At 63.5% G+C, this 15,479-nt stretch carries 11 protein-coding genes; 4 read left to right on the forward strand and 7 right to left on the reverse strand.

Features of this window, described 5'->3' with window-relative positions:
- Window positions 1-2: 2 nt before the first annotated feature.
- The 7 genes from cmk to mtnA form a co-directional block, all read right to left on the reverse strand.
- Entirely contained in the window at window positions 3-692 is a 690-nt protein-coding gene (gene cmk / locus NPS29_RS10000) for a (d)CMP kinase (RefSeq protein WP_274132318.1), read from the reverse strand.
- Window positions 689-2,896, reverse strand: a complete 2,208-nt coding sequence (locus tag NPS29_RS10005) for a bifunctional prephenate dehydrogenase/3-phosphoshikimate 1-carboxyvinyltransferase (protein ID WP_274132336.1) — start codon at window positions 2,894-2,896, stop codon at window positions 689-691. The genes cmk and NPS29_RS10005 overlap by 4 nt, the downstream gene beginning before the upstream one ends.
- A 28-nt stretch (window positions 2,897-2,924) precedes the next feature.
- Window positions 2,925-4,037 (reverse strand): histidinol-phosphate transaminase, encoded by a 1,113-nt coding sequence (gene hisC, locus NPS29_RS10010; RefSeq protein WP_274132319.1) that lies wholly within the window; start codon window positions 4,035-4,037, stop codon window positions 2,925-2,927.
- A 142-nt stretch (window positions 4,038-4,179) separates the two neighbouring features.
- On the reverse strand, window positions 4,180-5,274 hold the full coding sequence (gene pheA / locus NPS29_RS10015) for a prephenate dehydratase (protein WP_274132320.1): 1,095 nt from the start codon (window positions 5,272-5,274) through the stop codon (window positions 4,180-4,182).
- Complete coding sequence (serC, locus tag NPS29_RS10020; RefSeq protein ID WP_274132321.1) at window positions 5,274-6,359, reverse strand: 3-phosphoserine/phosphohydroxythreonine transaminase; 1,086 nt, start codon at window positions 6,357-6,359, stop codon at window positions 5,274-5,276. Before serC ends, pheA begins: the two co-directional genes overlap by 1 nt.
- Window positions 6,360-6,477: 118 nt before the next feature.
- Entirely contained in the window at window positions 6,478-9,273 is a 2,796-nt protein-coding gene (gene gyrA, locus NPS29_RS10025; protein ID WP_274132322.1) for a DNA gyrase subunit A, read from the reverse strand.
- Window positions 9,274-9,577: 304 nt separating this feature from the next.
- Window positions 9,578-10,654 carry an S-methyl-5-thioribose-1-phosphate isomerase gene (mtnA, locus tag NPS29_RS10030; RefSeq protein ID WP_274132323.1) on the reverse strand — a complete coding sequence of 359 codons (1,077 nt, stop codon included), beginning with the start codon at window positions 10,652-10,654 and terminating at the stop codon, window positions 9,578-9,580.
- Window positions 10,655-10,789: 135 nt separating this feature from the next.
- On the opposite strand from mtnA, the gene NPS29_RS10035 reads away from it, so the two are divergent.
- From NPS29_RS10035 to NPS29_RS10050, 4 genes are all read left to right on the forward strand, one after another.
- Complete coding sequence (locus tag NPS29_RS10035) at window positions 10,790-12,118, forward strand: TRZ/ATZ family hydrolase (RefSeq protein ID WP_274132324.1); 1,329 nt, start codon at window positions 10,790-10,792, stop codon at window positions 12,116-12,118.
- 83 nt (window positions 12,119-12,201) lie between these two features.
- Entirely contained in the window at window positions 12,202-12,900 is a 699-nt protein-coding gene (gene ubiG, locus NPS29_RS10040; RefSeq protein WP_274132325.1) for a bifunctional 2-polyprenyl-6-hydroxyphenol methylase/3-demethylubiquinol 3-O-methyltransferase UbiG, read from the forward strand.
- Between the two features lie 3 nt (window positions 12,901-12,903).
- Entirely contained in the window at window positions 12,904-13,575 is a 672-nt protein-coding gene (mupP, locus tag NPS29_RS10045) for an N-acetylmuramic acid 6-phosphate phosphatase MupP (RefSeq protein WP_274132327.1), read from the forward strand.
- A gap of 129 nt (window positions 13,576-13,704) precedes the next feature.
- Window positions 13,705-14,451 (forward strand): YciK family oxidoreductase, encoded by a 747-nt coding sequence (locus NPS29_RS10050; RefSeq protein ID WP_274132328.1) that lies wholly within the window; start codon window positions 13,705-13,707, stop codon window positions 14,449-14,451.
- Window positions 14,452-15,479: the final 1,028 nt, after the last annotated feature.

Consider the following 15,479-nt stretch of genomic DNA (forward strand, 5'->3'; position numbering starts at 1 on the left):
GGTCATCCAGCGAGATCGCGAAGAGCGACTTCACTCAGGATGCGTTCCAGCACCTGCTCGATGGACAATTCGGTGGAATCCAGCTGAATGGCGTCTTGCGCCGGCTTGAGCGGGGCTACCGCTCGCTGGGTGTCGCGTTCATCACGGACACGTATCTCATCTAGCAGACTCGACAGACTAACATCGTCGCCCTTGGCCTTCAACTGCAAATATCGCCGACGAGCACGCTCCTCGGCGCTGGCGGTCAGGAAAACCTTCAGCGGCGCGGCCGGGAACACCACGGTGCCCATGTCGCGGCCGTCGGCGATCAGGCCCGGGAACTCCTGGAATGCCCGCTGGCGCTGCAGCAAGGCTTCACGCACAGCAGGCAACGAAGCCACTTGCGAGGCGCCGCTGCCGATCTGTTCGTTGCGAATCGCCAGGGTGACGTCTTCGCCTTCGAGAATGATGCGCTGACCATGATCGTCGGTCGCCGCCTCGAACTGCACATCCAGATGCGCGGCCAGAAGCTTGAGCGCTTCCTCGTTGGTCAGGTCCACGCCGTGGTTGCGGGCAGCGAACGCCAGCAGACGATACAGCGCGCCCGAATCCAGCAGGCACCACCCAAGGCGCTTGGCCAACAGGCCCGCTACCGTCCCTTTCCCGGAACCGCTTGGTCCGTCGATCGTAATGACCGGAGCTTGAACTTTCACGATTGCCCCTCTTGCGCTACACGAATACCCACCTGGCCACACAGGGCCAGGAAATTGGGGAATGAAGTCGCGACGTTCGCGCAGTCCCGAATACGGATCGGGGCCGCTGCGCGCAACGACGCGATACTGAATGCCATGGCAATGCGATGATCGCCGTGACCATCGACTTCGCCACCACCGAGCGTGCCACCTTCAATGATGAGGCCATCGGCGGTGGGTTCAACCTTGATGCCCAGCACGGTCAGACCGTCGGCCATCGCCTGGATGCGGTCGGACTCCTTGACGCGCAACTCCTGGGCGCCTCGCAACACGGTACGCCCTTCGGCGCAGGCTGCGGCGACGAACAGCACCGGGAACTCGTCGATGGCCAGTGGCACCAGGGCCTCTGGAATCTCGATGCCCTTGAGTCTGGCATGACGAACACGCAGGTCCGCCACAGGCTCGCCACCGACTTCGCGCAGATTCTGCACGGCGATGTCCGCCCCCATCAAACGCAAAATGTCGATCACCCCGGTACGAGTCGGATTGACGCCGACATGCTCAAGCAACAATTCCGAACCCTGGGCGATGGACGCCGCAACCAGGAAGAACGCCGCCGAGGAAATATCCGCCGGGACCTCGATGCGCGATGCCACGAGCGCGCCGCCCGCCTTCACCGAAGCCGTCGCGCCGTTGCCCGCCACCGCATAACCGAAACCGCGCAGCATGCGCTCGGTATGGTCGCGGGTCGGCGCAGGCTCGGTCACGGTGGTGGCGCCATCTGCATAAAGACCGGCCAGCAACAGGCAGGATTTGACCTGGGCGCTGGCCATCGGCATGACGTAACTGATGCCCGACAGAAGCTTGCCACCCCGAATGGTCAGCGGCGGGCGCCCGTCGGCTGCGGTTTCGATGACCGCACCCATCTGGCGCAGCGGCTCGGCCACGCGTTCCATCGGACGCTTGGACAATGAGGCATCGCCAGTGAGCACGCTGTCGAAGCGTTGCGCCGCCAACAGCCCGGCCAGCAAGCGCATCGAGGTGCCGGAATTGCCCAGGTAGATCGGACCCGGCGCGGGTTGCAGGCCATTGAGGCCGACGCCGTGAATCGTCAGGCGCCCGTGGTGCGGACCTTCGATGACTACGCCCATGTCGCGAAACGCCTGCAAGGTCGCCAGGGCGTCTTCGCTTTCGAGGAAACCCTCGACTTCGGTCGTGCCTTCGGCCAGCGAGCCGAGCATGATCGAGCGATGGGAAATCGACTTGTCGCCCGGCACGCGAATCTGCCCGCTGACGCTGCCGCCGGGCTGCGCGACAAAGACCTGCTCTTGGGCAGAGACTTTTTCAACGTAGGCGCGGCGGGCCAGAATCTTGCCGAAATGCTCGCGGGCCACCCGGGCGCGGGTGAACACGCCCAGCAGTTGGTGACCGTCGCCAGCGTCCACGGCGTCGCGCAGGGCGTCCAGATCGCTGCGGAAGGTGTCCAGGGTGCGCAGCACCGCCTCGCGGTTGGCGAGGAAGATGTCGTGCCACATCACCGGATCACTGCCGGCGATGCGGGTGAAATCGCGGAAACCGCCGGCTGCGTAACGGAAGATGTCCAGGTTTTCATTGCGCTTGGCCAGCGAATCCACCAGGCCGAACGCCAGCAGGTGCGGCAGATGGCTGGTCGCGGCCAGCACTTCGTCGTGACGCTCGACCTGCATGTGCTCGACATCGGCACCCAGCGCCGACCACATGCGGTCCACCAGCGCCAGGGCGTCGGCATCGGTTTGCGGCAGCGGCGTAAGAATGACCTTGTGCCGACGGAACAACTGGGCGTTGGAGGCCTCCACCCCGCTCTGCTCGGAGCCGGCAATCGGGTGGCCGGGCACGAAACGCGCAGGCATTTCGCCGAAGGCTTCCCGTGCAGCACGCACGACGTTGCCCTTGGCACTGCCCACGTCGGTCAGCACGGCATCGCCCAGGTCGAGCTTGGCCAGCACGCCCAGCAGTTTCTCCATGGCCAGGATCGGCACGGCCAACTGAATGACATCGGCCCCGACGCAAGCTGTAGCAAGATTGTCTTCACAACGGTCGACCACACCCAGTTCGACGGCCAGTTTGCGCGACTGCGGGTCGAGATCGACGCCGACCACTTCGCGACACAGACCGCTTTCCTTCAAGCCCTTGGCGAACGAGCCCCCGATCAGACCGAGACCGACCACCACCAGGCGGCCGATCATAGGTGCAGCGGATTGCACTGCAATGACATCAACCACGCGCCAGAACCTTGCTCAATGCTTCGAGGAAACGGGTGTTCTCATCCGCAAGGCCGATGCTGACCCGCAGATGGTTCGGCATGCCGTAGCCGGCAACAGGGCGCACGATCACGCCTTCACGCAGCAGGCCGTCATAGACCGACGCCGCTTCACGGCCCAGGTCCACGGCAATGAAGTTGGCCTTGGACGGGATCCAGCCCAGCCCCAACTGACGCAGGCCATTTTCCAGTTGCTGCATGCCCGCTTCGTTCAGGAGACGGCTGCGGCTCACGTAATCGGCGTCGTCCAGCGCGGCACAGGCAGCGGCCAGCGCGAGGCTGTTGACGTTGAATGGCTGGCGGACGCGGTTGAGCACGTCGGCCACCGCCGGCGAAGACAGCGCATAGCCGACCCGCAGCGAGGCCAGGCCGTAGGCCTTGGAGAAGGTCCGCGACACCAGCAGGTTCGGGTAATCGGCCAGGAAGTTCAGGCCATCGGGCAACTCGGCGCCTTCGGCGTACTCGATGTAGGCCTCGTCCAGCACCACCAGAACATCCTTGGGCACGTCGGCGAGGAAGTCAGCCAGGGCCTGCGGACCGAACCAGGTGCCGGTAGGGTTGTTCGGGTTGGCGATGAAAACCACCCGAGTATTGCCGTCGATGGCCGCCAGCATGGCCGGCAGGTCATGCCCCCAGTCCCTGGCCTTGGCCACGCGCGCACTGGCGCCCACGGCCTGGGTGACGATTGGATAGATCGCAAAGGCGTGTTCGCTGAACACTGCATTCAAGCCCGGCGCCAGATAGGCGCGCGCGACGATTTCAAGAATGTCGTTGGAGCCGTTGCCCAGCGTCACTTGAGCGGGCGTGACGCCGCAACGCACCGACAGCGCCTGCTTGAGGTCGAAGCCGTTGCCGTCAGGGTAGCGGGTCAGCTCGACCAGCGCATCCTGGATGGCCTGCAACGCCTTGGGGCTGGCGCCCATGGGGTTTTCGTTGCTGGCCAGCTTGATGATGCGCGCCGGATCGATATCCAGCTCACGGGCCAACTCGTCCACCGGCTTGCCGGGAACGTATGGCGAAAGTTTTTGCACGCCAGGCTGTGCCAGCGCGAGGAAGTCGCCGCTCATTTACCGCTTTACCTCTTCTAAAACGCAGATCGATGGTTACCCGGACCGTAGCAGCCCGGCCGGGCGGCGCTCCGCTTGCCGGCGGGGGCGATCTTGAGGACGCCCCCGCCGGCAAGCCGTGCTGCTACAAGATCAAAACCGTTTAGAGCACGGCCTTTGGATAGGAACCCAGCACCTTGAGGGCCACGGCTTCGCCACTGATCCGCTCCAGCACCGCCTTGATCAGAGGATCACGGTGGTGGCCGACGAAATCGATGAAGAACACGTAGGTCCATTTACCGCTGCGTGAAGGTCGGGTCTCGATACGGGTCAGGTCGATGCCGTTTTCATGGAAAGGCACCAGCAGCTCATGCAGTGCGCCAGGCTTGTTGCTCATCGACACGATGATCGACGTCTTGTCGTCGCCGGTCGGTGGCACTTCCTGGTTGCCGATCATCAGGAAACGCGTCGAGTTGTCCGGACGGTCTTCGATCTTTTCGGCAATGCGCGTCAGGCCGTACAGGCTTGCCGACATGTCACCGGCGATGGCCGCCGAGTTCCACTCCCCCTTGACCCGCTTGGCCGCCTCGGCGTTGCTGGACACCGCCACGCGCTCGACATTCGGGTAATGGGCGTCCAGCCATTTGCGGCACTGGGCCAGCGACTGGGCGTGGGAGTAGATGCGGCTGATGCTGTCGGTCTTGGTGTTCTCACCCACCAGCAGGTGGTGGTGAATGCGCAGCTCAACCTCGCCGCAAATGACCATGTCATGCTCGAGGAAGCTGTCCAGGGTGTGGTTGACCGCACCTTCGGTGGAGTTTTCCACCGGCACCACGCCGAAGTTGACCGCACCGGCGGCCACTTCGCGGAACACTTCGTCGATGGCAGCCATCGGCTTGCTGATGACGGCATGGCCGAAATGCTTGAGTGCCGCAGCCTGGGTGAAGGTGCCTTCAGGGCCCAGGTACGCGACCTTCAGCGGTTGCTCCAGCGCCAGGCACGACGACATGATTTCGCGGAACAGACGCGCCATCTCTTCGTTGCTCAGCGGGCCACGGTTGCGTTCCATGACGCGCTTGAGCACGGCGGCTTCACGCTCGGGACGGTAGAACACCGGCTCCTCGCCCTCGGCCAGGTTGGCCATCTTGACCCGCGCCACTTCCTGCGCGCAGCGTGCACGCTCGCTGATCAGCTCCAGGACCTTTTCGTCCAGGCTGTCGATGCGAACCCGCAGCGCCTTGAGCTCTTGTTCAGACATCAGCCGTGTTCCTTCTCGAATTCAGCCATGTAGGCCACCAGGGCTTCGACCGCGTCCAGGCCCAGGGCGTTGTAGATCGAGGCGCGCATGCCGCCCACCGAGCGGTGGCCCTTGAGGTTGAGCAGGCCACGGGCGTCGGCGCCGGCCAGGAACGACTTGTCCAGGCGCTCGTCAGCCAGGCGGAACGGCACGTTCATCCACGAACGGGCGTTGTGGCTGATCGGGTTGGTGTAGAAGTCGCTGCTGTCGATGAAACCGTACAGGCGGTCCTTCTTGGCGCGGTTGCGCTGTTCCATGGCCTCGACACCGCCCTGCTCCTTGAGCCATTCGAACACCAGGCCCGACAGGTACCAGGAGTAGGTCGCCGGGGTGTTGTACATCGAGCCGTTGTCGGCCGAGACCTTGTAGTTGAGCATGGTCGGGCAGCTGCTGCGGGCGCGGCCCAGCAGATCTTCACGCACGATGACCACCACCAGGCCGCTCGGGCCGATGTTCTTCTGCGCACCGGCGTAGATCAGGCCGTACTGCGAAACGTCGATCGGGCGCGAGAGGATGTCCGAAGACATGTCGACCACCAGCGGCACGTCGCCTGTCTCAGGGACCCAGTCGAACTGCAGGCCGCCAATGGTTTCGTTGGAGGCGTAGTGCACGTAGGCGGCGTTCTTGGTCAGCTGCCACTCGTTCTGGCCCGGAATCGCCAAGTAATCGTAGGGCTTGGCACTGGCAGCAACGTTGATGTTGCCGAAGTGGCGCCCTTCCTCGATGGCCTTTTTCGACCAGATACCGGTCTCGATGTAGTCTGCGGTTCCGGTTTCCGGCAGCAGGTTCAGCGGGATCTCGGCGAACTGCTGGCTGGCGCCGCCCTGCAGGAACAGCACCTTGTAGTTGGAGGGGACGGACAGCAAGTCACGCAGGTCTTGCTCGGCCTTCTCGGCAATGGCCACGTAATCGTCGCTGCGATGGCTCATCTCCATCACCGACAAGCCCTTGCCACGCCAGTCCAGCATTTCGGCCTGGGCACGCTGCAGGACTGCTTCAGGAAGCGCGGCGGGACCAGCGCAGAAGTTAAAGGCTCGCTTGCTCATATCCACTCTCGTCAAATCGTTGAATTCGAAACATCCGCAACCACGCGCCCGGCGACGAAGCTGCAGTTCTGGCCAAAGCCAAGAGGGCCCACGAATGGGCCCTCAAATACAACGTCTATCAGTCCTGCGACTCTTCTTCGTCGGCTCCGGCATCGGCTTGCAGGTCGCCGGCAGCGTCGTCGGCGTCAGGGAGGTGAGTGACCTCGCCTTCCAGCACTTCGCCGTCGAAACCTTCTCCCTCGAGCTCATCGCCCTCGACTTCGGAAGGCTCCTGGACACGCTCCAGGCCCACCAGCTTCTCGTCCTTGGCCAGCTTGATCAGGGTCACGCCCTGAGTGTTGCGGCCCAGGCTCGACACTTCGTCGACGCGGGTACGAACCAGGGTGCCCTGGTCGGAGATCAGCATGATCTCTTCACCGTCCTGCACCTGAACCGCACCGACCAGACGGCCGTTACGCTCGTTGCTGACCATGGCGATCACGCCCTGGCCGCCACGCTTGTATTCAGGGAACTCGGTGATGGCGGTACGTTTGCCATAACCGCGCTCGGAGGCGGTGAGGATCTGGCTGCCCTCTTCCGGAATCAGCATGGAGATCAGCTTCTGGCCCTCGGCCAGGCGCATGCCACGCACACCGCGGGCGGTACGGCCCATGGCGCGGACGTCGGATTCCTTGAAGCGGGTGACCTTGCCGCCGTCGGAGAACAGCATGATTTCCTGCTCGCCGTCGGTGATGGCGGCGGAAATCAGGATGTCGCCTTCGTCCAGCTCCAGGGCGATCAGACCGACGCTACGCTGACGGCTGAAGGCCACCAGCGGGGTCTTCTTGACGGTGCCGTTGGCGGTGGACATGAAGATGAACGGAGCCTTCTTCTTGTCGGCGGCCTTGATGCGCGCGCGGCGCTCTTCTTCGGTCTCGTTGCTGTTCTCGATGTCGTCGACATCGGACTCGACGCCTTCGGCCTCTTCTTCGTCAGCCTGCTTGCGCATGGCTTCCAGATCGACCGGCAGCATGGTGGTGATGTACTCACCTTCGCTGAGCGGCAACAGGTTGACCAGCGGACGACCACGGGCAGCGCGGGACGCTTCCGGAATCTCGTAGGTCTTGAGCCAGTAGACCTTGCCCTTGCTGGAGAACATCAACAGCGTGGTGTGGCTGTTGGCGACCAGCAGGTGAGCGATGTAGTCCTCATCCTTGATGCCTGTAGCCGATTTGCCCTTGCCTCCGCGACGCTGGGCCTGGTACACGGCCAGCGGTTGAGTCTTGGCGTAGCCACCGTGGGAGATGGTCACGACGCGCTCTTCTTCCGGGATCATGTCGCCCAGGGTCAGGTCCAGGCGCGCATCGAGAATCTCGGTGCGGCGCACGTCGCCGTATTCGGCACGGATCAGTTCCAGCTCTTCGCGGATGACTTCCATCAGGCGCGTGGAGCTGTTGAGGATGCGGATCAGCTCGCCGATCTGAGTCAGGATTTCCTGATACTCGGTCAGCAGTTTTTCGTGTTCCAGACCGGTCAGGCGGTGCAGACGCAGTTCCAGGATGGCCTGGGCCTGTTCCGGCGACAGGAAATACTTGCCGTCACGCAGGCCGTACTGTGGATCGAGGTTTTCCGGGCGGGACGACTCGGCGCCAGCGCGCTCGACCATCTCCACCACGGCGCTCGATTCCCACGGCGTGCTGATCAGGCCTTCCTTCGCTTCGGCCGGGGTCGGCGAAGCCTTGATCAGTTCGATGACCGGGTCGATGTTGGACAGGGCAACCGCCTGGCCTTCGAGGATGTGACCACGCTCGCGAGCCTTGCGCAGTTCGAACACGGTGCGACGGGTGACGACTTCGCGACGGTGACGGATGAAGGCTTCCAGCAGGTCCTTGAGGTTGAGGATCCGCGGACGGCCGTCGATCAGCGCAACGATGTTGATGCCGAACACGCTTTGCAGCTGGGTCTGGGCGTAGAGGTTGTTGAGGATGACCTCAGGCACTTCGCCACGACGCAGCTCGATGACCACGCGCATGCCGTCCTTGTCGGACTCGTCGCGCAGCTCGGTGATGCCTTCGAGCTTCTTCTCCTTGACCAGCTCGGCGATCTTCTCGATCAGACGCGCCTTGTTCAGCTGGTACGGCAGCTCGGTGATGACGATCTGCTGGCGGCCGCCGACCTTGTCGATGTCTTCGACAGTGGAACGGGCGCGCATGTAGATGCGGCCACGACCGGTCTTGTAGGCTTCGACGATGCCGGCGCGGCCGTTGATGATGCCCGCGGTCGGGAAATCGGGGCCGGGGATGTACTGCATCAGCTCGTCGACGGTCAGGTCGCCGTTGTCGATCAGCGCCAGGCAGCCATCAATGATTTCGCCCAGGTTGTGCGGCGGGATGTTGGTCGCCATGCCCACGGCGATACCGCTGGAACCGTTGACCAGCAGGTTGGGGATACGGGTCGGCATGACCGCCGGGATCTGCTCGGTGCCGTCGTAGTTGGGCACCCAGTCGACGGTTTCCTTGTGCAGGTCCGCCAGCAGCTCGTGGGCCAGCTTGGTCATGCGCACTTCGGTGTATCGCATGGCCGCGGCGTTGTCGCCGTCGACCGAACCGAAGTTGCCCTGGCCGTCTACCAGCAGGTAGCGCAGGGAGAAAGGTTGTGCCATACGCACGATGGTGTCGTAGACAGCGGTGTCGCCATGGGGGTGGTACTTACCGATGACGTCACCGACCACACGGGCGGATTTCTTGTACGGCTTGTTCCAGTCGTTACCCAGTTCGCTCATCGCGTACAGAACACGCCGGTGCACGGGCTTCAAGCCGTCGCGCGCATCGGGCAGAGCACGTCCGACGATGACGCTCATCGCGTAGTCGAGGTAGGACTGTTTCAGCTCGTCTTCGATATTGACCGGGAGGATTTCTTTGGCCAGTTCGCCCATGAGAAGCCTGATTCCTTTTTCTGGTGAAACTTCGCGCATCCATCCGGGATAAACGAAGCTCGCCGCCGCAGGCCTGTGCCTGGGGCGACTTACGACAAATCAGCGAGTTAAGCCATGGATTTGCGCAATGAAGAGGGCCGCAGTGCGCCCTCCTGGAAACCGCCGGATATTACCACAAACGCCGTCAGGCACGAAGTGTTTGAAGCCCTTGAAAGTGAGCCATTTCGCCATTAGGCGCCTGAGAAGGGCTTACAGGGCCCGACAGCCCTCCCCCGGAACGTCGGTAGCACTGACGACAATGGGCTCAATGCAGGCGCTTACGGCACATCAGTTGCGCCATTTTGGCCGTATCGGGACGCTCGACGATGCCTTTCTCGGTCACGATGGCATCGATCAGGTCCGCAGGCGTCACATCGAACACCGGGTTGAAGGCATCGACCTGCGCACCGACCGGGTGGCCGTTGAGCTCCAGCAACTCGCGACCGTCGCGCTCCTCGAGCAGGATGTCCTCGCCGCTGGCCAGGTTCATGTCGATGGTCGAGCTGGGCGCAACCACCATGAAACGCACGCCGTGGTGCATCGCCGCGACCGCCAGGTGATAGGTGCCGATCTTGTTGGCGATGTCGCCATTGGCGGTGATGCGATCCGCGCCGACGATGACCCAGGTGATGCCCTTGGTCTTCATCAGGTGCGCAGCCGCCGAATCCGCCGTCACCGTGACCGGGATGTCTTCGTTGGCCAGCTCCCAGGCCGTCAGGCGCGAGCCCTGCAGCCAGGGGCGGGTTTCCCCGGCATACACGCGCTCGATCATGCCTTCTATATAAGCTGCGCGGATCACGCCCAGGGCCGTGCCGAAACCGCCGGTGGCCAGCGCGCCGGTGTTGCAATGGGTGAACACGGTCTGCAGGTTGCCCTGATGCTTGCGGATCAGCTCGGCGCCCAACTGGGCCATGGTCAGGTTGGCTTCGCGGTCGCTTTCGTGGATCGCCAGCGCCTCGGCTTCCATGACGGCGCGCGGATCTTCGTGATCCTTGAGGCGATAGAGGCGCTCGCGCATGCGGTTCAGCGCCCAGAACAGGTTGACGCCGGTAGGTCGGGCGTTGACCAGCAGGTCGAAGTCTTCTTCCAGCGCCATCTGCCAGTCGCCGCCTGCGGCGTAACGCTCGATGACCGCCAGCACCAGGCCATAGGCTGCCGCGATGCCGATGGCCGGCGCGCCGCGCACGACCATGCTGCTGATAGCCTGGGCCACACCGAGGGCCGTGTCACAGGCTTGCCAGGTCTGCTCGTGCGGCAGGACCCGCTGATCCAGCAGGTACAGCGTGCCGTCCCGCCAATCGATGGCCTTCACTTTTTCCGCAGCCAGTAATCGATCGCGCATTGCACACCCCACATATGATTTTGAAATCGAAACACAAGCCAGCAGATGAAAAAAGCCGCGGATTATAGCGAGCCGTCCGTCCGGACGCTCGGGTATACTTCGCCCTCCCCGTAATAAGCCAATGGATGCCGCCCCATGCCCCACTCCGCTGCACCGCTCGACCTGTTGCTGCTGCCAGACTGGCTGGTGCCGGTCGAACCCGCCGGCGTGGTCCTGAAGCAGCACGGTATCGGCATCCGTGACGGCATGATTGTCTACATCGGCCCGAAAGCCGAGGCCTTACGGCAAAATGCCATAGAAGTGCGCGAACTGCCCGGCATGTTGCTCGCCCCGGGCCTGATCAATGCCCACGGCCACGCCGCGATGACCCTGTTCCGGGGGCTTGCGGACGATCTGCCGCTGATGACCTGGCTCAAGAACCATATCTGGCCCGCCGAAGCCAAGTGGGTGGATGAGGATTTCGTTCGCGACGGCACCGATATCGCCATCGCCGAACAGCTCAAGGGCGGCATCACCTGTTTCTCTGACATGTATTTCTTCCCAAAGGTCGCCGCCGAACGCGTGCATAACAGTGGAATGCGCGCCCAGATCACCGTTCCGGTACTGGACTTCCCGATTCCCGGCGCGCGCAACGCCGATGAATCGCTGCACATCGGCGTCGAACTGTTCAACGATCTGGCGCACCACGAGCGCATTTCCATCGCCATGGGCCCGCACGCGCCGTACACCGTCAGTGACGAGAACCTGGAGAAGATCCGGGTGATTGCCGACGAGCTGGACGCGATGATTCACATGCATGTCCATGAAACCGCCTTTGAAGTGCACGACGCCGTGCAACAGTGCCAGGAACGCCCCCTCGCCCGCCTTCAGCGCCTGGGCTTGCTGGGGCCGCGTTTCCAGGCCGTGCACATGACCCAGATCAGCGACGAAGACCTGGCGATACTGGTGGAAAGCAACTCCAGCGTGATTCACTGTCCCGAGTCGAACCTCAAGCTGGCCAGCGGTTTCTGCCCCGTGGAGCGCCTGTGGCAGGCCGGGGTCAACGTGGCGGTGGGCACCGACGGCGCCGCCAGCAACAATGACCTGGACCTGCTGGGCGAAACCCGCACCGCCGCCTTGCTGGCCAAGGCCGTCGCAGGCTCGGCCACTGCCCTGGACGCCCATCGCGCCCTGCGCATGGCCACGCTCAATGGCGCCCGGGCGCTGGGCATCGAAGCCGTCACAGGGTCCCTGCAACTGGGCAAGGCTGCCGACATGGTCGCGTTCGACCTGTCGGGCCTGGCGCAGCAGCCGATCTACGACCCGGTGTCACAACTCATTTACGCCAGCGGCCGGGACTGTGTCAGTCACGTCTGGGTCGCGGGCAAGCAACTCCTGCAGGACAAGCGCCTGACGCGCATGGATGAACAGGCCCTGACCCGAACCGCCCGGGCCTGGGGCAATCGCATCGCCGCCAGCACCTGAACCGAACAGCATCGTCACATTGCCGCGCGATCATGGCCAGACCCATGACCGGCCACCGAAATTCAAGTTTAGAGGGATCACACATGAGCAACGTCGACCACGCCGAAATCGCCAAATTCGAAGCCCTGGCCCATCGCTGGTGGGATCGCAACAGCGAGTTCAAGCCGCTGCACGACATCAACCCGCTGCGGGTGAACTGGATTGACGAGCGCGTCAGCCTGGCCGGCAAGAAGGTGCTGGACGTCGGCTGCGGCGGCGGCATCCTCAGCGAGGCCATGGCCTTGCGCGGCGCGACGGTGACCGGCATCGACATGGGCGAGGCGCCGCTGGCCGTGGCCCAGTTGCACCAGCTCGAATCCGGGGTCAGCGTGGAATACCGGCAGATCACCGCCGAGGCCCTGGCCGAAGAAATGCCCGAGCAGTTCGACGTGGTCACCTGCCTGGAGATGCTTGAGCACGTGCCTGACCCGTCTTCGGTGATCCGCGCCTGCTATCGCATGGTCAAGCCGGGCGGCCAGGTGTTTTTCTCCACCATCAACCGCAACCCGAAGGCGTACCTGTTCGCCATCATCGGCGCCGAATACATCATGAACCTGCTGCCGCGCGGCACCCATGACTTCAAGAAATTCATCCGCCCGTCCGAGCTGGGTGCATGGAGCCGCCAGGCGGGGCTCGAGGTCAAGGACATCATCGGGCTGACCTACAACCCTCTGACCAAGCACTACAAGCTGGCCTCGGACGTCGACGTCAACTACATGATCCAGACGCTCAAGGGGGCCTGAGTCATGCGCTTGAGGGCAGTTCTTTTCGACATGGACGGCACGCTGCTCGACACCGCGCCGGATTTCATCGCCATCTGCCAGGCCATGCTGGCCGAGCGTGGCTTCCCGCCCATCGATGACAAACTGATTCGAGACGAGATTTCCGGCGGCGCCAAGGCCATGGTCTCGGCGGCATTTGCCATGTCGCCGAACGAGCCGGAATTCGAAGCCCTGCGCCAGGAGTTCCTGGAGCGCTACCAGCAGGACTGCGCCGTTCACAGCAAGCTCTTCGAGGGCATGGAAGCGCTGCTGGAGGACATCGAGAAGGCGAAGCTGATCTGGGGCGTGGTGACCAACAAGCCGGTGCGTTACGCCCAGCCCATCATGGAGCAGCTTGGACTGGACACACGCTCGGCCGTGCTGATCTGCCCGGACCACGTGACCAAAAGCAAGCCGGACCCCGAGCCACTGCTGCTGGCCTGCAAGATGCTCGACCTGGACCCGGCCAGCGTGCTGTTCGTCGGCGATGACCTGCGGGATATCGAATCCGGCCGCGATGCCGGCACCCGGACCGCCGCCGTGCGCTACGGCTATATTCATCCCCACGACAACCCGGATCACTGGGGCGCCGACGTGGTGGTGGATCACCCGCTGGAATTGCGCCGGGTGCTTGATAACGCGCTGTGCAGTTGCTGAATGCAACACCTGTAGGAGCGCGCTTGCCCGCGATAGCGGTATGCCTGTGACATCGGTGGTGGCTGACGCCACGCCATCGCGGGCAAGCGCGCTCCTACAGAGACTGTTCAAGAACTGAAGAGGCTCACAATGTTCAACTACTCCGCTCGCCCCGAACTGCTCAAGGATCGCGTCATTCTGGTGACCGGCGCAGGCCGCGGCATTGGCGCTGCAGCAGCCAGAACCTACGCCGCCCACGGTGCAACGGTGCTTTTGCTGGGCAAGACCGAAGCCAGCCTGTCCGCCCTCTACGATGAGATCGAGGCCGCCGGGCACCCGCAACCAGTGGTGATTCCGTTCAATCTGGAAACCGCCCTGCCCCACCAATACGACGAACTCGCGGCGATGATCGAAGCCGAGTTCGGGCGCCTTGACGGCCTGCTGCACAACGCCTCGATCATCGGCCCGCGCACCCCGATCGAACAGTTGTCGGGCGAGAACTTCATGCGCGTGATGCACATCAACGTCAACGCGACCTTCATGCTCACCGCAACCCTTCTGCCGCTGCTCAAGCTGTCCGCAGACGCCTCGGTGGTGTTCACCTCCAGCAGCGTCGGCCGCAAGGGCCGGGCCTACTGGGGCGCCTACGGCGTCTCGAAATTCGCCACCGAAGGCCTGATGCAGACATTGGCCGACGAACTCGAAGACGTCGCCTCGGTACGCGCCAACAGCATCAACCCCGGCGCCACCCGAACCGACATGCGCGCCCAGGCGTACCCGGCGGAAAACCCGCTGAACAACCCGACACCCGAAGAAATCATGCCGGTCTACCTCTACCTGATGGGCCCCGACAGCAGCGGCATCAACGGCCAGGCATTCGACGCCCAGAAGAAATAACCACAACCCCGTAGCAGCACGGCTTGCCGGCGGGGGCGTCTTCAAGATCGCCGACGCCGGCAAGCCGGACTGCTACGGGTGTGGCTGACCTCAACCCTGTAGGAGCGCGCTTGCCCGCGATGGCGTACTCAAGATCGCCGACGCCGGCAAGCCGGACTGCTACGGGTGTGGCTGACCTCAACCCTGTAGGAGTGAGCTTGCTCGCGATGGCGTTCTCAAGATCGCTCCCGCCGGCAAGCCGGACTGCTACGGGTGTGGCTGACCTCAACCCTGTAGGAGTGAGCTTGCTCGCGATGGCGTTCTCAAGATCGCTCCCGCCGGCAAGCCGTGCTGCTACGGATCGGTGGTGAGCTTTTGATCTTCGTGCGCGATGGCACAGGCGCCGCAGAGCGCGACGTCAAGGCGCCAGGCCGAGCGCAGGTGTCGTGGAGGGGGATGAGCGGCAGGGATGCCGCTAGCCGTGCTGGCCAGGGACGGCGCTCAGATGGACGGGACGGCGTGCCCCCGGAACGGCGCCGGAGCGAGGGAAGCCCGAAGGGCCCCAGCCTGTCGCAATGGCTTTGCCTACTTTCCCCGTAAGGAAAGTAGGTCGCCCGTAAGGGGCGAAACCCTTCAGTTCAGCCACCGCATTAACGGATCTGTCCCCAGTGGTAGTGGCTCAGATTCTGGGGAGCATATCCATTTGCGATGGTGGCACTGATTCACCTTTCCGCCCTTACGGCGGGTCACTTTTTCCAAGAGCTGAAAAAGTAACCAAAAAAGCCCTGCGAAAGGCTGGGCCGCGACTTCGTCTCGGTTCCCTCACTCCGGCGCCGCTCCGTGGGTCCGCCGTGATGGGCCATCCATGGCCTGCACGGCTTTCGCGGCTTCCTGCCGCTCAACCCACTCCACGACACCTCCGTTCGGCCTGGCGCCTTGACGTCGCGTTCGGCGGCGCCTGTGCCATCGCGTAAGAAGATCAAGATCAAGGTCAAGAGCTTTGGTTTTACACCGTCCCGCAGCAGCACGGCTTGCCGGCGGGGGCGATC

Source organism: Pseudomonas putida, from assembly GCF_028682175.1.
Taxonomy (GTDB): Bacteria; Pseudomonadota; Gammaproteobacteria; order Pseudomonadales; family Pseudomonadaceae; genus Aquipseudomonas; species Aquipseudomonas putida_AD.